Genomic DNA, 17,252 nt, shown 5'->3' on the forward strand with positions numbered 1-17,252 from the left:
CTCGTCGTACATCCCGGGGATGACGCTGCACGGGCGGCGGGTTGAAATGCGTCTCGAGAGGGACGGTCGTCATCCCCGGGGACGACGACCCGGCGACCTCACCCGGCCACGATCGAACCATGACATCGCACCGCACCTCACCGCTCCTGTTCGCCCTGGCCGTCGCCGCGGGCGGGGCCCTCACCCTCTCGCTCGCCGGGTGCACCGGCATCGAAGAGGCCCTGTCGCAAGAGGTCACCACGGAGTACACCGACGCCGCCGACGTCGCCGCCCGGGCCGACACCACGGTGCCGTGGCTGCCCGCCGACGCGACCGCGATCGTCGTCAAGACCAAGCGCGACGGCGAGGTCGCCACCGCTCTGGCGCGGAGCGGCTCGCCCCTCGATACGGCGACCTGCGTCGAGATGGAGCGTCAGTCGGCCCCGACCGTGCACATCGACGACGCCCCCGACGTGTACGCGAAGGATCGCGTCTTCGCGTGCGGGGCGTGGTCGGTGATCGCCACGACCGACGGCTGGTACGGCTGGACGCCCAACAGCCCCGGCGAGAAGGAGAAGTCGCCCGCGGCATCGTGAGCGGACGAACACCGACGCCCCTCCCGCGCGCCAAGAACGGGAGGGGCGTCGATTCGAGGGCTCGCCCTGTCCGTGCGAAACGGCGCGGAGGGCGAGCCGGTCTCAGGCGCGCTGCAGGCGGTAGCGCAGCGCGGCGAGCTCGGCGCGCAGGGCGGCCGGCAGGTGCGAACCGAAGGTGTCGTAGAACTCTTCGGTCAGGTCGGCCTCTGCGAGCCACGACGCGCGGTCGATCGAGAACAGCTCCTCGAGGTCGGCGGCGGGCAGGTCGAGACCCGACAGCTCGAGGTCTTCGACCTTGGGCAGGCGGCCGATCGGGCTGTCCACGGCATCCACCTGTCCGTCGACGCGACGGATGATCCAGTCGATCACGCGGGCGTTGTCGCCGAAGCCGGGCCAGAGGAACCGGCCGTCGTCGCCCTTGCGGAACCAGTTCACCTGGAAGATGCGGGGAGCGCGGTCGAAGCGGAGCTTCTGGCCGACCTTCAGCCAGTGGCCGAAGTAGTCGCCCATGTTGTAGCCGCAGAAGGGGAGCATCGCGAAGGGGTCGCGGCGCAGCTCGCCGACGGTACCCTCCTGCGCGGCGGTCTTCTCGCTCGAGACCGTCGAGCCGATGAACACGCCGTGCGACCAGTCGGTCGCCTCGACGACCAGCGGCACATTGGTCGCGCGGCGGCCACCGAACAGGATGACGTCGAGGGGGACGCCCTCGGGGGCCTCCCAGTCCTCGGCGATCTGCGGGCACTGCGCGGCGCCGACGGTGAAGCGCGAGTTGGGGTGCGCGGCGGGGCGGCCCGACGCGGGCGTCCAGGCGTTGCCCTCCCAGTCGGTGAGGTGCGGGGGTGCCTCGTCGGTCAGGCCCTCCCACCACACGTCGCCGTCGGGGCGGAGCGCGACGTTGGTGAAGATCGTGTTGCCCCAGAGCGTCTCGATCGCGGTGACGTTGGTCGACTCGCCGGTGCCGGGGGCGACGCCGAAGAAGCCGGCCTCGGGGTTGATGGCCCAGAGGCGTCCGTCTTCACCCGGGCGGATCCACGTGATGTCGTCGCCGAGCGTCTCGACGCGCCAGCCGGGGATCGTGGGACGGAGCATCGCGAGGTTGGTCTTGCCGCAGGCCGAGGGGAAGGCGGCGGCCACGTGGTACGCCTTGCCCTTCGGGTCGATCACGCGGATCAGCAGCATGTGCTCGGCGAGCCAGCCCTCGTCGCGGCCGATGACCGAGGCGATGCGCAGAGCGAAGCACTTCTTCGCGAGGATCGCGTTGCCGCCGTAGCCCGAGCCGAACGACCAGACCTCGAGGGTGTCGGGGAAGTGCACGATGTACTTCTCGTCGTTGCAGGGCCACGCGACGTCCTGCTGGCCGGGCGCGAGGGGTGCACCGACCGAGTGGACGGTCTTGACCCACGGCGCACCGCCTGCGATCTGCTGCGTGACCGAGGTGCCGACGCGGGTCATCACGCCGATGGATGCCACGGCGTAGGCGCTGTCGGTGATCTGCACGCCGATGTGGCTCAGGGGCCCGCCGACCGCGCCCATCGAGAACGGCACGACGTACATGGTGCGACCGCGCATCGAGCCCTCGAAGACGCCGTTCAGCGTCTCGCGGATCTCGGCGGGCGCGATCCAGTTGTTCGTGGGACCGGCGTCTTCTTCGCGGTTCGAGGCGATGTAGGTGCGCGACTCGAGCCGGGCGACGTCGCCGGGGTGCGAGCGGGCGAGGTACGAGCCGGGGCGCCACTCGGGGTTGAGCTTGATGAGCTTGCCCTCGTCGACCATGTCGCGGAGCAGGGCGTCGTTCTCGGCCGCCGAGCCGTCGACCCAGTGGATGCGGTCGGGCTGGGTGAGAGCGGCGACCTGGTCGACCCAGGCGGTGAGGGCGGCGAGGCCGGGACCGTCGACGGCCGGGCGCACGCCGTAGCCGGAACGGGCGGGGGCGGTGGGGGCCGCAGCGGCGCGGCCGGTGGAGCGGGGGGCCAGGAAGTCGGCGAGTGCCATGTCGTTCTCCTCGGTTGAGAGCGAATATCGGTGTCGTTCCTCCATGGTGCGGGTGCGGAACGCCGTCTTATAGAGGTTCCGCGCTGTAAGAAATAGAATTCTTTCGCTATGGTCAAGGAATGGCGTCCACCTTCGAACTCACGACCCTGGGTCATCGCATCCGGCACCATCGCCTCGCGCGGGGCTACACCCTCGACGAGCTCGGCGCCCTGGTCGGAGTGGCCGGCAGCCAGCTGAGCCTCATCGAGAACGGCAAGCGCGAACCCAAGCTCTCGCTGCTGCAGGAGATCGCCCGCGCGACCGAGACCGAGGTCACCGAGCTCCTCTCGCGCGAACCCCCGAACCGGCGGGCGGCGCTCGAGATCGAGCTCGAGAAGGCGCAGACCTCTCCGTTCTTCCGTCAGCTCGGCATCCCACCGGTCAAGGTCACCAAGGGCACGAGCGACGACACGATCGAGGCCGTGCTGGGCCTGCACCGCGAACTGCAGCGCCGCGAACGCGCCACCATCGCGAGCCCCGAAGAAGCCCGCCGCGCCAACACCGAGCTGCGCCTGCGCATGCGCGAGATCGCCAACCACCTGCCAGAGATCGAGCGCCTCGCCGAGAAGCAGCTCAAGGCCGCCGGACACTCGACCGGTGCCCTCACGCACCGCACGGTGAGCATCATGGCCGAGCAGCTCGGCTTCGAGTTGATCTACGTCAGCGACCTGCCGCACTCGGCCCGCTCGGTCACCGACCTCGAGAACGGACGCATCTACTTGCCGCCGGCATCAATCCCGGGCGGTCACGGCCTGCGCTCCATGGCCCTGCAGGCGATGGCGCACCGCCTGCTCGGACACCGCCCGCCCACCGACTACGCCGACTTCCTGCAGCAGCGCCTCGAGATCAACTACTTCGCCGCGAGCTGCCTCATGCCCGAGACGAGCTCGGTCGCCTTCCTCGCGCAGGCGAAGAAAGACCGCAACCTCGCCGTCGAGGACTTCCGCGACGCGTTCGGGGTGACCCACGAGGCCGCCGCGATGCGCATGACCAATCTGATGACGACGCACCTCGGCATCCATCTGCACTTCTTGCGCGTCGACGGCGATGGCGCGATCTCGCGCGTGTACGAGAACGACGGACTGCCGTTGCCCACCGACGTCACGGGATCCGTCGAGGGCCAGGTCGTGTGCAAGAAGTTCTCGGCGCGGTCGGCGTTCGATGAGCACAACCGCACCACCGAGCACTACCAGTACACCGACACCCCGGCCGGCACCTTCTGGTGCTCGACCCAGACGGGCACCACCAGCGACGGCGACTTCTCGATCACCGTGGGCGTGCCGTTCGACGACGCGCGGTGGTTCCGCGGACGCGAAACTTCGACGCGTGGCGTGTCGCACTGCCCCGACGAGTCGTGCTGCCGGCGCCCCGACACCGAGGCGGCCGAGCGCTGGTCGGGTAAGGCGTGGCCGAGTGCGCGGGTGCACCGGCACATGTTCTCGCCCCTCCCCCGTGGCATGTTCCCCGGCGTCGACGACGCCGAGGTGTTCGCGTTCCTCGACCGGCACGCGAACGGCTGACGCCGGGTCGGCCGGGGACGTCGGCATCCGTCCCCTCCTGCGACACCACGCAGGACGTGCGGTCGGCGAGGTCGTCCAGAGGGTCAGATAGGCGACCGCAGAACGGGATCTCCTGCGTCGTGTCGCGGAACGGCGAGTGCCTCGGACGGCGCGACCCCGGCGCACCGAGCAACGCGGAGCTGTGGCGTCCCTCCGCCTCCCCGACATGACACAGGCGTTTCGCGCGACGAAGTCTCCCAACGGGCCAGATGGGCTGCCGGAGAACGGGATCTCCTGCATTGTGTCGCGGGGATGCGAACGGAACGACGGATGCCACGACCCCGGGCCCTCGCGGGGCGCCGGGGTCGTGGCATCCGGTGTCTTCTTCGGCCTGATCAGGCGTAGGGGTTGGCCGTCAGCGTGTACTTGGTCTGCAGGTACTCGTGGATGCCCTCGTCGCCGCCCTCGCGGCCGAGGCCCGACTGCTTCCACCCGCCGAAGGGGGCCGCGGCGTTGGAGACGACGCCGACGTTGAGGCCCATCATTCCGGTCTCGAGCTTGTCGATCATGCGCTGACCGCGCGCGAGCGACTCGGTGAAGACGTACGAGACGAGGCCGTACTCGGTGTCGTTGGCGAGGCGCACGGCGTCGTCTTCGTCGTCGAAGGGGATGATCGCGAGCACGGGTCCGAAGATCTCCTCGCGGAGGATGTCGCTGCCGGGCTGCACGTCGGAGACGACCGTGGGCTCGAAGAACGTGCCAGGGCCGTCGATGGGCGAGCCGCCGACGGTGACGGTCGCGCCGCGTTCGACGGCGTCACCGACCAGGGTCTTGGCCTTGTCGACCGCGCGGTCGTCGATGAGGGGGCCAATCTGCACGCCCTCTTCGGTGCCGCGGCCGATCTTCATGCCCTGCACGCGCTCGGTGACACGGCGCGTGAACTCCTCGACGACGCCGCGCTGGACGATGAAGCGGTTGGCCGCGGTGCAGGCCTGGCCGATGTTGCGGAACTTCGCGAGCATCGCCCCTTCGACCGCCTTGTCGAGGTCGGCGTCGTCGAACACGACGAACGGCGCGTTGCCGCCGAGCTCCATCGAGGTGCGCAGCACGCCGGGCGCGGCCTGCTGCAGCAGCTTCACGCCGACCGGGGTCGAGCCCGTGAACGAGAGCTTGCGCAGGCGCGGGTCGGAGATGATGCGCTCCGAGACCGGGCCGGTGTTGGTGGTGGTCACGACGTTGACGACACCGGCGGGAAGGCCCGCGTCCTGCAGGATCTGCGCGAAGAACAGCGTCGTGAGCGGCGTCAGCGTTGCGGGCTTGATGACGACCGTGCAGCCGGCGGCGAGCGCGGGCGCGATCTTGCGGGTGGCCATCGCGAGGGGGAAGTTCCACGGGGTGATGAGGTAGCACGGGCCCACGGGGTGCTGCGAGACGATCATGCGACCGGTGCCCTCGGGGTTGGCGCCGTAGCGGCCCTGAGTGTGCGCGGTGACCTCGCTGAACCAGCGGAGGAACTCCCCGCCGTAGCCGACCTCTCCGCGCGCCTCGGCGAGGGGCTTGCCCATCTCGAGGGTCATGAGCAGCGCGATGTCTTCCTTGCGCTCCTGCAGCAGGTCGAACGCACGGCGGAGGATCTCGGCGCGCTCGCGCGAGGGGGTCGCCGCCCACGACGGGAACGCGTCGGCCGCGGCATCCATCGCCGCGATGCCGTCGTCGACGGTCGCGTCGGCGATCTGGTGGATGACCTCACCGGTGGACGGGTCGTTGACGTCGACGGTCTTGCCGCCCGTGGCGGCGCGCCACTCCCCGTTGATCAGCAGGCCGGTGGGTACGGATGCCAGCAGCTCGCTCTCGCGCGAATCGGTCATGAATCCTCCTGGATCGATGCGGGGGTGTCCCGCCCATTCTCGTCAGCACACGAGGGTGCGCCGATATACGTTGCGTACAAACGGAGTGGCGTGCTCGCCGCCGTGGCCAGCCCTCCCCGGCGCACGTCGCCGACCCGTCAGCGCGCGACCGCCTCCGCCGGCTGCGCCATCACTCCGGCGAAGAAGCGCTCGAGGCCGGCCGGGTCGGTCAGCGGCAGCACGTGGGCGACGTACTGATCGGGACGCACCACGACCACGGCTCCCTCGGCGGCGATCCCGCGCTCCGCGAAGATGTCGGCGCTCGTCCAGGCCGAGGGCGCGGCGGCGAAGACCTTCTCCCAATCGATCAGGCCGAGCGGGCCCGAGCGCGGGCGGAAGAGATCCGGCACGTCGACCACGTCTTCCCAGCGACCGGGGAACACCGCCTTCACATCGAACACCGCGTCGAGGTCGGCCCCCGCGGGGGTGAGACGCTCGACGATCTCGCGCGCCGCCGTCGCCCACTCCCGCAGCGCCGAGCCCTCGGCATCCGCGAAGGCATACACGCGCCAACGTCCGTCGGCCCGGGCGTGGTGACCGAGGTGCACGGCGTTGCCGTCGCACACCCGCACGACCTCGACGCTTTTGAAACGCTTGCCGACGGGGAATCCGGATGCCAGTTCCTGAGCGGGCGCGTCTGCGGTGACCGCCGAGGGGCCGTAGTGCGTCATGAAGCCCGAGGGGAACTCGGCCGTGGCCAGGTAGTAGGTCGACAGCTCCGCGGGGTCGGTGATCTCGCCGGGCTTGCGCGCCATGAGCGACGACCACTCGCGGTCGAAGTCGATCAGCTGCTGGGCGACGGGGCGCCGCTCGTCGTCGTAGGTGCGCAGGAGGTCGGCGGAGGCCAGGCCGGTGAGCACGTGCCCGAGCTTCCAGCCGAGGTTGAAGCCGTCCTGCATCGAGACGTTCATGCCCTGCCCGGCCTTGGCGCTGTGGGTGTGGCAGGCGTCGCCGGTGAGGAAGACCCGCGGGCTGTCGAGGTCGTCGACGAACTGGTCGGTCACCCGGTGCCCCACCTCGTACACGCTGTGCCAGGCGACCTGCTTCACGTCGATCGAGTACGGGTGCAGGATCTCGTTCGCCCGACGGATCACCTCGTCGATCGGGGTCTGCCGCACGCGGTGGTCGTCGTCGGCCGCGACCTCGCCGAGATCGATGTACATGCGGCTGAGGTAACCGCCCTCGCGAGGGATGTGCAGGATGTTGCCCGCCGCCGCGTTGATCGCGCACTTGATGCGCCAGTCGGGGAAGTCGGTCTCGACGAGCACGTCCATCACGCCCCACGCGTGCCGGGCCGCGGCGCCGACGTGGGTGCGGCCGATCGCCTGGCGCACGCCGCTGCGGGCACCGTCGCATCCGGCGACGTACTTCGCCTGGATCGTGCGCTCGCCCTCGGCGGTGCGCACGCGCACCTCGACGGGGTACTCCCCCTCGCCGACTGTGAGGCCGAGGAACTCGACGCCGTAGTCGGGGCGGATGCGCGCGGGGCCGTCTGCGGCGGCCTCGGCGAAGTAGTCGAGCACGCGCGCCTGGTTGACGATGAGGTGCGGGAACTCGCTGATCTTGAAGCCGTAGTCCTCGGTGCGGGTGGTGCGCACGATCTCGTCGGGGGCCTCGGGGTTCGGAGCCCAGAAGTTCATCCAGCCGATGTTGTAGGCCTCGGCGGTGATGCGGTCGGCGAACCCGAACGCCTGGAAGGTCTCGACGCTGCGGGGCTGGATGCCGTCGGCCTGACCCAGCGGCAGACGCCCCTCGCGCTTCTCGATGAGGCGCGTCGTCAGCTGGGGGAACTGCGACATCTGCGCGGCCAGCAGCATGCCGGCGGGACCGGAGCCCACGATGAGCACGTCGACCTCGTCGGGCAGGCGCTCGGCCCGGTCGAGGCCGGTGCCCGCGGCGTTCTGCACGCGCGGATCGCCCGAGACGTAGCCGTGGTGGTGGAACTGCATCGTTTCTCCTGACGTCGATGTCGAGGTTGCCCCGCGAGGCGGCGTGTTCTATATTCGAACGCACCGTTCCGCTATCGAACGAGAGGTTAGCCGAGCCATGACGTCACGGCAAGACTCCGCCCCCGCTTCGCAAACGCTGAGTCGCGGCATCCGGCTGCTCGAAGTGCTCGCCGACGCCCGCACACCCCTCACGATCGACGAGCTCGCGGGGCGCGTCGACCTGCACCGCTCGGTGGCCTACCGCCTGCTGCGCACGCTCGAAGACCACGGCCTCGTCACCCGCGACGCCGCGGGGGCCGTGCGCCTCGGCACGGGCCTGGCCGCCCTGGCTGCCGGGGTCGCCGCCGACCTGCAGGCCGAGGCCCTGCCCGAACTCACCGCGGCCGCCAACGACCTCGGCATGACGTGCTTCCTCGTCGTGCTCGACCACGACGAATGCGTGACCCTCGCAAGCGTCGAACCCCGGCACACGGTGACCGCGGTGGCGCAGCGGCCCGGGTCGCGGCATCCGGTCACCCGAGGTGCTCCCGGTCGCGCAATCCTCGCGCAGCTCCCCCCGCGTCGGTGGCCCGACGAGGTCGACGCGCGGCTGGCGTCGGAGGTGGCGGATGCCGCGGAGCGCGGCTGGGCGCGCAGTCACGACGAGGTGATCCCGACGCTCCGCGCGGTGGCGGTCCCCCTCGCGGTGCAGGGCCGCGAGCCCGCGGCGGTGGCCGCCGTGCACGTGTCGACCGACCTCGACGACGCCGCGATCGCCGCGCGGCTCGAGGCCGCGGCATCCGCGATCCGGGGGGCGCTGTAGGTCGGTCGCGCGACGCGCTGTCCCCCGCGCTGCGCCCCGGCCCTCCGCGACCCGAAATCCGCCGAGACTGCATCTCGCTGACGAGTGGCCTGCAGCCTGACACCCACTTGTCAGCGAGGTGCAGTCTCGCCGCCAGACGGGCCACGCACGCGCTGACATCGGCCGTGCACGCGCAGACAACCCCGCCCGAGCCCGGGCGACGAGGGTGGACGGTGGAGGAGACACACATGCACGAACACGCTCACCCCACCGTCGACCAGGCGATGGAGAACCCCGACCTCGAGCCCGCGACGGGGGCCGGGCCGGCGACGCATCCCCTCGACCCGCTGAGCGCGGAGGAGATCGAGCGCACGCGCGACATCCTGGTCGCGGCGGGCCTGCTCGGCGAAACCGTGCGGGTGCCCATGCTGCTGCCCGCCGAACCCGAGAAGACGGCCGTGGCCGCGTGGCATCCGGGAGACCCCCTCGACCGCCGCGCCGACGTCACGCTGCTCGACACCGCGACCGGAGAGGTGACCGAGGCGATCGTCGCGATCACCTCTGGCGAGGTGGTGAGCAGCCGTCGGTACGCCTCCGACACCGCCCCCTACGGTCAGCCGCAGTACCTGTTCGAGGAGTACGAGCGCGCCGCCGAACTGGTCAAGGCCTCGCCCGAGTGGCGGGCCGCGATGGAGCGTCGCGGGCTCGCCGACCGCATCGACTTGGCGTTCTGCACCCCGCTCGCCCCGGGGTTCGTCGGGCGTGAGAACGAGGTCGGGCGCCGCGTCATCCGCTCGCTCACCTTCCTCCGCGACAGCGAGGACGACATCGCGTGGGCGCACCCCGTCGAGGGCCTGATCGTGCACATCGACCTCACCGCGAACCGGGTGATCGGCATCGAGGACGAGGGCGACGTGCCCGCACCCTCCGGCAGCGGCCGGTACGACCCCGCGGCCACCGGACCCCCGCGCACGACGCTGAAGCCGATCGAGATCACCCAGCCCGAGGGGCCGAGCTTCGCGGTCACCGGCTCGCACGTGCAGTGGGAGAACTGGTCGCTGCGCGTCGACTTCAATGCCCGCGAGGGACTCGTGCTGCACGACGTGCGCTTCGACGACCGCCCCGTGCTCTCGCGGGCGAGCGTGCCCGAGATGGTCGTGCCCTACGGCGACACCAGCAACACCCGATTCTGGATCAGCTATTTCGACGCCGGCGAGTACCTGCTCGGCAAGAACGCCAACCACCTCGAGCTCGGGTGCGACTGCCTCGGCGTCATCCACTACTTCGACGGCCACGTCGCCGACGATCACGGTCACGCGATGCGCATCCCCAACGCCGTCTGCATGCACGAAGAGGACTACGGCGTGCTGTGGAAGCACACCGAGCCCGGCCCGGTCGGCTCGCACGTGCGTCGTTCGCGACGCCTGGTGGTGTCGTACTTCGCCACGATCGGCAACTACGACTACGGCTTCTTCTGGTACTTCTACCTCGACGGGTCGATCCAGGTCGAGGCCAAGGCCACCGGCATCGTGTTCGTCGGCGGCGGCGAGCCCGGATCGATCAACCGGCACGCCCCCGAGATCGCGCCCGGCGTGTTCGCGCCCGTGCACCAGCACCTCTTCTCGGCGCGGCTCGACATGGCCATCGACGGCGACGAGAATCGCCTGTTCGAGGTGGACGCCGTGCGCATCCCGATGGGCGACGACAATCCGTTCGGCAACGCCTTCACCTGGTCGCAACGATGCGCCCACCGGCGGCCTTGGCGTCGTCGACGAGGCGGTCGACGATGTCGAACTGCTGCTTGTTCTGCAGCGGGCCGAGCACCGTCCCTTCGTCGAGACCGCAACCCATGGGCACCTGGGCTGCGTAACCGGCGAGCGCGTCGACGACCGCGTCGTAGACGTCGTCGTGCACGTACAGGCGCTTGAGGGCGGCGCACGTCTGACCGGTGTTGATGAACGCGCCCCAGAACAGCCCCTCGGCGATGGCCGCCGGGTCGACGTCGGGCAGCACGATGCCGGCGTCGTTGCCGCCGAGTTCGAGGGTGAGACGGGCGAGGTTGCCGGCGGAGCTCTCGATGATCTTGCGACCGGTCGCTGTGGAGCCGGTGAACATCACCTTGTCGATGTCGGGGTGGGCGACGAGCCGCGCGCCGGCGTCGCGGTCGCCCGCCACGGCGATCAGCACGTCGTCGGGCAGCACCTCGTTGATCACGTCGACGAGGGCCAGCACGCTCAGCGGCGTGTATTCGCTCGGCTTGACCACGACGGTGTTTCCCATGCGCAGCGCCGGGGCGATCTGCCAGACGGTGATCATCATGGGCCAGTTCCACGGCCCGACCGCGGCGACGACGCCGAGAGCGCGGTAGTGCAGCTCGGCGTACACCTGACCGTCGTCGACGACCACCTCGGGCCTCAGCTCGGTGCCCGCGGCGGTGCGCAGCCACGCGGCGCACGCGCCCACCTCGAAGCGGGCGTTGGGACCGTCGAGGGGTTTGCCCTGCTCGCGCGAGAGCAGGCGAGCGAGGGCTTCGGAGTTCGCCTCGATGCGGTCGGCGGCGGCCATCAAGAGTGCGCTGCGCTCCTCGTGGCCGCGGGCGTCCCATGCGGGCTGCGCGGCGCGGGCGCGAGCCACGGCGGCGTCGACGTCGGCCACGGTGTGCACCGGGGCTCGGCCGATCACCTCACGGGTGGCGGCATCCGGAATCTCCCGCCCCTGACCCTCGGGTGCCTGCACGCGCGCGAGCAGCGCGGCGTCGGCGGCGGCGGACTCGGCGGAGGGCGCGGCCGCGTCGATCTCGGGATCGGCCAGGGCAGGGGTGGGATCGGACATCTCGGCTCCTTCGGTTCGTGTCCCGGGCCGTGTCGCGATGCCCGTCCCGTCAGCCTCCGCCGGTGGCCCGGGCGCCGCTTGTCCGCGCGTGCGCGGGCCATGACCGGGCGTGCCCGCTTGCCCGGCGGAGCGCTGGCCTGAACGTCCGTCGAGACTGCATCTCGCTGACGACTCCGCGTCAGCCTGACAACGGGTTGTCAGCGAGGGGCAGTCTCGCGGGGCAGGCGGCCGACCAGCACCCGAAACCACCCCACACAGCCTGCGAGATCGTATATGATCGCTCCCGTCAGGCGCACGAGGTCGTGCGTCGCTGCTCGAAAAAGGGGCACGTAGCGCGAGACCCGCGCGAGACACATACGGCTCATTCCCGTTCCTGTTTCGCGAAAGGCTCTCGCATGCCCATCGTCTCCGCGCACGTCGCCCACACCCTCGGCCGCCACCTCGACCACGTCTTCGGTGTGATGGGCAACGGCAACGCGTACTTCCTCGACGCCCTGCACCGGCACACCGACGCCGTCTTCACCGCGATGCGGCACGAGGCCGGCGGGGTCGTCGCCGCCGATGCGCACTATCGTGCGTCGGGCCGCATCGCCGCCGCCACCGCCACCTACGGCGCCGGTTTCACCAACACGCTCACCGCGCTCGCCGAGTCGGCGCAGGCACGCATCCCCCTGCTTCTCGTGGTCGGCGACGAGCCCACCTCGGGCCCGCGCCCGTGGGGCGTCGACCAGGTCGCCCTCGCCTCGGCGGTCGGCGTGCGCACCTATACCGTCGGCGACCGCGACGCCTCGGCCACCGTGCTCATCGCGCTCGAGCACGCGCTGACATACCGCGTGCCCGTGGTGCTGGCGATCCCCTACGACGTGGTCACGCGCAAGGCCGGAGAGCTGACGGATGCCGGGACCGTGACGATCCCCGCTCCCCTGGCCCCGCAGGGTCCCGCGGCGAGCGCCGCGCTCGACCGCGTCGCCGACGCCCTCGCCGCAGCCGACCGTCCGTTCCTGCTGGCGGGTCGCGGAGCCTGGCTCGCCGACGCCGGCCCCGCGCTCGGGCGCCTGGCCGAGACGACCGGGGCGATCACGGCATCCACCGCCCTCGGCCGCGGGATCTTCCCCGACACCGCCCACGACCTGGGCGTCACGGGCGGCTTCGGCGCCGCGGGCGCGATGGAGCTCGTGCGCGAGGCCGACGTCGCCGTCGTCTTCGGCGCGGGTCTCAACCAGTTCACGATGCGTTTCGGCGAGCTCTTCGCCCCGGGCACGCAGGTCTTCCAGGTCGACGTGGCGACGACCGCGACCCACGCCCAGGTGGGTGGGTTCGTGCGGGCGGATGCCGCGGTGGCGGCCGACGAGATCGCGAACCGCCTGCGCTCTCGCGGGGCGGTGTCGTCGGGCTGGCGCGACCGCGTCGACGTCGCGCCGCTGCGCGAGCAGGAGGCCGGCGACGGACTCGCTCCGGACGGCCGCCTCGACCCCCGCTCCGCCGCCGCGCGGATCGGCGAGCTGCTGCCCGAGGATCGCGTGGTCGTCTCGGACGGCGGGCATTTCCTCGGCTGGTCGAACATGTACTGGCCCGTCGCCTCGCCCGACCGCGTGATGATGGTCGGCACCGCGTACCAGTCGATCGGCCTCGGCTTCCCCTCGGTCGCGGGGGCCATCGCCGCCCGCCCCGACTCCACCGTGGTGCTCACCACCGGCGACGGCGGCGGACTCATGGCGATCGCCGACCTCGAGAGCGCCGTGCGCACGGCCGCCGGCCACGGCATCGCGGTGGTGTGGAACGACGCCGCCTACGGCGCCGAGATCAACCTGTACGGACTGAAGGGCCTCGCCCGCGAGCCGATGCTCATCCCCGAGGTCGACTTCGCCGCCGTCGCACGCGGCTTCGGCGCCGAGGGAGTGGTGGTGCGCGAGGTCGCCGACCTCGAGGCGCTGGCGGAATGGACCCGCCGCGACCCCGCCGAGCGGCCCTTCCTGCTGCTCGACCTGCGCATCAGCGGCACCGTGATCGCCCCGTACCAGCGCGAGATCATCAAGGTGAACTCGTGAGTCTCGGCGGCGCGGCCGGGCCGGGCGCCGCGCCCGGGGCCGGCGCGGTACGGGACGCGGCAGCCGTCGCGGTGCCGCGCGCAGGGACGGACGCGACAGCGGACGCCGCGCCCGCCGACGCCCTCGACGAGCTCCGCGCAGCGCTCGGCGGCCGCCTCCTCGACGATCCCGCGAGCCTCGCCGCCTCCGCCGTCGACAGCTCGCGCGCACAGCCCGAGGGTCTGCCGATCGCCGTGGTGCGGGCGACCTCGACCGGAGACGTGTCGACGGCTCTCGCGTGGGCGCACGCCCGTGGCATCCGCGTCTCCGTCCGAGGAGCGGGCACCGGACTCTCGGGCGGGGCCGTGGCCTACGCCGGCGGCCTGGTGGTCTCGCTCGAGGCGATGAATCGCATCGTCGACATCGACGTCGCCAACCGTCTCGCCGATGTCGAGGCGGGAGTGATCACGGCGGACCTCGATGCCGCCGCCCTCGCGCACGGCCTGTTCTTCCCGCCCGACCCGGCGAGCGCGCAGTGGTCGACGATCGGCGGGAACATCGCCACGAACGCCGGCGGTCTGCGCTGCGTCGCGCACGGCGTGACCACCGACGTCGTGGCGGCCCTCGAGGTCGTGCTCGCCGACGGCCGCGTGATGCGCACCGGTGCGCGCACGCGCAAGAACACCACCGGCTACGACCTCACCAGCCTGTTCACCGGGTCAGAAGGCACGCTCGGCGTCATCACCGCGGCGACCGTGCGCCTCAAGCCCGTGCCCCCCGGGCAGCCCCGCACCTTCCGCGCGAGCTTCGACGACATCGAAGACGCCGGTCGCGCGGTCACCGCGATCGTGTCGGGCCCGACCGCCCCCGAGGTGCTCGAGCTGATCGATGCGCGCAGCGTCGAGATCATCGAGGCGTTCCACCCGAGCGGCCTGCCCTCCCCCGGCGCGGCGATGCTGGTCGGGCAGACCGTCGGGCTCGCCGCCCTCGACACCGCCGAGGCGATCGTCGCGCTCTGCCGCGCGCACGGCGCCGTCGAAACCGAGATCAGCGACTCCGACAGCCTGCTCGAGGCCCGTCGCCTGGCGAATCCCGCGCTCACCGCGCAGGGCCTGCGGGTGTCGTGCGACGTGGGCGTGCCCGTCGCGCAGCTGGCGACGGTGTTCCGCGGCATCGGCGAACTGGCCGAGCGCCACGGCCGCCGCATCGCCGTGGTCGCGCACGCGGGCGACGGCAACCTGCACCCGACGGTCGAGGCGGGCGAGAGCCCCGAGGAGTACGCCGCCGCCGAGCTCGTGATCGACGACATCACGCGCCTCGCCCTCTCGCTCGGCGGCACCATCTCGGGCGAGCACGGCATCGGCTCGGTCAAGCGTCACGAGCTCCCCTGGCAGCAGGATGCCGTGGCCCTCGACGCGCAGCGCGCGATCAAGGTCGCGCTGGATCCGCGCGGCATCCTGACGCCCGACCGCTCGATCTGAGGTCCGGCCCACGCCGGCCGGTCCATCGCGACTCGCTCACCCGCGCACGCAACTGTGCTGCGCGCGCACGATGGATGCCGGGCCCTGTCGCGCGCGGCGGCGCTCTTCGTACGCTCGCGTCATGCGTTCGATCCGGCAGCGACGACCCTCGACGCGGCCGTCGCGCGCGGGCGCCGAGGGCCGACGATGACGCTGGAGCTGGCGGCCCATGGAGCCGCCCTCGTCTGCTCGGGCGTCGCCTCGTGCTGCGCGCGCTCCGGTCGCGCCGACGAGCGTCGGGAGCGGATCGTCGCGTCGGTGCTGATGACCGCCGCGATGCTCGATGCGGCCGCTCTCCACCTCATCGCTCCGATCGCCTGGGCGGCCGTCCTCCTCGCCGCCGCGCTGGTCTCGAGCGCATCGCGCCGGTGGCGTGCAGGGCGCGGCGAGCACGGCGTCTACACCCCCGCGGGCCTCGTGGTCATGGCCGCGCTGATCGCGTCGTCGACGCACGGCGACCCGTTCTCGACCGCCGCTGCGACGCACGCCCACGGCGGGCCGACCCTGGCCGGGATCTGCGCCGCTCTCGCCGTGGCGTACACCGCGGCATCCGCGCACCGGATGCGCAACGGGTCGCCCGCCGACCGCGCGCACCACACCGCGATGGGTGGCTCGACGGCGCTGATGGCACTGGGAGCCCTGCTGTGAGCGCCGACCGCGCGCCACGCAACGACGAACGGCCCCACCGCGCCGGAGCGCGACAGGGCCGTCCGTCGACCGACTCAGACCTTCGACAGCCCGCGGATCGGGCTCACTTCCTGCTCGGCCTCGTGGTCGGGGCCGAGGGGGATGCCGCTGCGGTCGCGCAGCAGCATCGTGGCGACGAGACCGAGCACGGCCATGACCGCGAGGTACACCGTGACCGACACGGTCGTTCCGGTCGCATCGACCAGGGCCGTCGCGATGGTCGGGGCGAAGGCGCCGCCGAGGATGGCACCGAGCGCGTAGGCGATCGACACCCCCGAGAAGCGGATGGATGCCGGGAACAGCTCGGCGTACAGCGCGGCCTGCGGGCCGTAGGTCAGGCCGAGGCCGACCGTGAGCAGCATGAGACCGATGGTCAGCAGCACGATGCTGCCGGAGTTGACGAGCGGGAACAGGGCGACGATCGCCACGAGCATCGAGAGCCACCCGATGATGTAGGTGTTGCGGCGGCCGATCTTGTCGCCGAGCCATCCGCCGAGCCACGTGAAGATCAGCCAGGTGATGGCCGACAGGGTCACGGCGCCGAGCACGTCGGCGGTGGCGAGGCCCAGGGGGCCGTCGGGGTTGGTCGCGTAGCGCTGGATGTATCCGCCGGTCGTCATGTAGCCCACGGCGTTGTTGCCGGCGAACACGAACGCCGCGATGATCACGAGCAGCGAGTGCTTGCGGAACAGCTGCACGATCGGCATCCGGGTCTGCTCCTTGCGCTCGGCGAGCTCGACGAACACCGGGCTCTCCTCGACCTTCTTGCGCACGTAGTAGCCGACGAGGATCAGCACGAACGACAGCAGGAACGGCACGCGCCAGCCCCACGCGAAGAACGCGTCACCCGGGGCGATGACGGCCATCAGGCCGAGCATGCCGCTCGCGAGCAGCAGGCCGAGGGGCACGCCCAGCTGCGGCGAGGCGCCGAACAGGCTGCGCTTGGTCTTGGGGGCGTGCTCGACGGCCATGAGCACCGCGCCACCCCACTCGCCACCGGCCGAGATGCCCTGCAGCACGCGCAGCAGGATCAGCAGCACGGGAGCCGCGACGCCGATGACCTCGTAGGTCGGCAGCACGCCGATGAGCGTGGTCGAGGCGCCCATCATGATGAGCGTCAGCATGAGCACGACGCGGCGGCCGTACTTGTCGCCGAGGTGGCCGGCGAGGAAGGCGCCGAGCGGGCGGAACAAGAAGCTCAGACCCACCGTGAGGAACGACAGGATCTGCGCGATGCCGGGGCCGGCGGGAGCGAAGAACAGCTGGCCGAAGACGAGGCCGGCGGCCGAGGCGTAGAGGAAGAAGTCGTACCACTCGACGGTGGTGCCGACAACGGTGGCGAAGACCACGCGGCGGCGGTCCTTCGGGGTGGAGATGGTGCCGGTGGGCGTGAAGCCCTGTGGCTGAGAGCGGGACATGGGGACTCCTTCGAGACGTCATCGTC

Annotated in this window: 10 protein-coding genes and 2 pseudogenes; 7 read left to right on the plus strand and 5 right to left on the minus strand. The window is 71.4% G+C overall.

Annotated elements, in window-relative coordinates; genetic code table 11:
- Positions 1–119: 119 nt before the first annotated feature.
- Positions 120–575 carry a hypothetical protein gene (locus FS769_RS02770; protein WP_144829071.1) on the plus strand — a complete coding sequence of 152 codons (456 nt, stop codon included), beginning with the start codon at positions 120–122 and terminating at the stop codon, positions 573–575.
- A gap of 102 nt (positions 576–677) precedes the next feature.
- Here FS769_RS02770 and FS769_RS02775 read toward each other — a convergent pair whose 3' ends face one another.
- Positions 678–2,567 carry a phosphoenolpyruvate carboxykinase (GTP) gene (locus FS769_RS02775; RefSeq protein WP_144829074.1) on the minus strand — a complete coding sequence of 630 codons (1,890 nt, stop codon included), beginning with the start codon at positions 2,565–2,567 and terminating at the stop codon, positions 678–680.
- 119 nt (positions 2,568–2,686) lie between these two features.
- Here FS769_RS02775 and FS769_RS02780 point away from each other — a divergent pair, with 119 nt between their 5' ends.
- The gene (locus FS769_RS02780) at positions 2,687–4,126 is read left to right on the plus strand and encodes a helix-turn-helix transcriptional regulator (RefSeq protein ID WP_144829078.1); all 1,440 of its coding nucleotides are present in this window, start codon (positions 2,687–2,689) and stop codon (positions 4,124–4,126) included.
- Between the two features lie 374 nt (positions 4,127–4,500).
- Here the strand turns inward: FS769_RS02780 and FS769_RS02785 are convergent, their stop codons facing one another.
- Together FS769_RS02785 and FS769_RS02790 are read right to left on the minus strand one after the other, a co-directional pair.
- Entirely contained in the window at positions 4,501–5,973 is a 1,473-nt protein-coding gene (locus FS769_RS02785; RefSeq protein ID WP_144829081.1) for an NAD-dependent succinate-semialdehyde dehydrogenase, read from the minus strand.
- Positions 5,974–6,110: 137 nt separating this feature from the next.
- Positions 6,111–7,961 carry an FAD-dependent monooxygenase gene (locus tag FS769_RS02790; RefSeq protein ID WP_144829084.1) on the minus strand — a complete coding sequence of 617 codons (1,851 nt, stop codon included), beginning with the start codon at positions 7,959–7,961 and terminating at the stop codon, positions 6,111–6,113.
- Positions 7,962–8,058: 97 nt separating this feature from the next.
- On the opposite strand from FS769_RS02790, the gene FS769_RS02795 reads away from it, so the two are divergent.
- Together FS769_RS02795 and FS769_RS02800 are read left to right on the plus strand one after the other, a co-directional pair.
- Positions 8,059–8,763 (plus strand): IclR family transcriptional regulator, encoded by a 705-nt coding sequence (locus FS769_RS02795; RefSeq protein WP_144829087.1) that lies wholly within the window; start codon positions 8,059–8,061, stop codon positions 8,761–8,763.
- Positions 8,764–9,026: 263 nt separating this feature from the next.
- Positions 9,027–10,433 (plus strand): annotated as a pseudogene (locus FS769_RS02800) (tyramine oxidase); the annotation flags it as partial.
- Between the two features lie 46 nt (positions 10,434–10,479).
- Here FS769_RS02800 and FS769_RS02805 read toward each other — a convergent pair.
- Positions 10,480–11,574: pseudogene (locus FS769_RS02805) on the minus strand (aldehyde dehydrogenase family protein); the annotation flags it as partial.
- 395 nt (positions 11,575–11,969) lie between these two features.
- On the opposite strand from FS769_RS02805, the gene FS769_RS02810 reads away from it, so the two are divergent.
- The 3 genes from FS769_RS02810 to FS769_RS02820 all read left to right on the plus strand — a co-directional run bounded on the left by FS769_RS02810 (position 11,970) and on the right by FS769_RS02820 (position 15,769).
- Positions 11,970–13,622 (plus strand): thiamine pyrophosphate-binding protein, encoded by a 1,653-nt coding sequence (locus tag FS769_RS02810; protein WP_144829090.1) that lies wholly within the window; start codon positions 11,970–11,972, stop codon positions 13,620–13,622.
- Positions 13,619–15,082, plus strand: a complete 1,464-nt coding sequence (locus tag FS769_RS02815; protein WP_260979674.1) for an FAD-binding oxidoreductase — start codon at positions 13,619–13,621, stop codon at positions 15,080–15,082. Before FS769_RS02810 ends, FS769_RS02815 begins: the two co-directional genes overlap by 4 nt.
- A gap of 186 nt (positions 15,083–15,268) precedes the next feature.
- Positions 15,269–15,769: a hypothetical protein gene (locus FS769_RS02820; protein ID WP_144829096.1), complete on the plus strand. Its 501-nt coding sequence runs from the start codon at positions 15,269–15,271 to the stop codon at positions 15,767–15,769.
- Between the two features lie 74 nt (positions 15,770–15,843).
- On the opposite strand, the gene FS769_RS02825 is transcribed toward FS769_RS02820, so the two are convergent.
- Positions 15,844–17,226 (minus strand): MFS transporter, encoded by a 1,383-nt coding sequence (locus FS769_RS02825; RefSeq protein ID WP_144829099.1) that lies wholly within the window; start codon positions 17,224–17,226, stop codon positions 15,844–15,846.
- Between the last annotated feature and the right edge of the window lie 26 nt (positions 17,227–17,252).

It is taken from the genome of Microbacterium sp. BH-3-3-3 (genome assembly GCF_007679045.1).
Taxonomy (GTDB): domain Bacteria; phylum Actinomycetota; class Actinomycetes; order Actinomycetales; family Microbacteriaceae; genus Microbacterium; species Microbacterium algihabitans.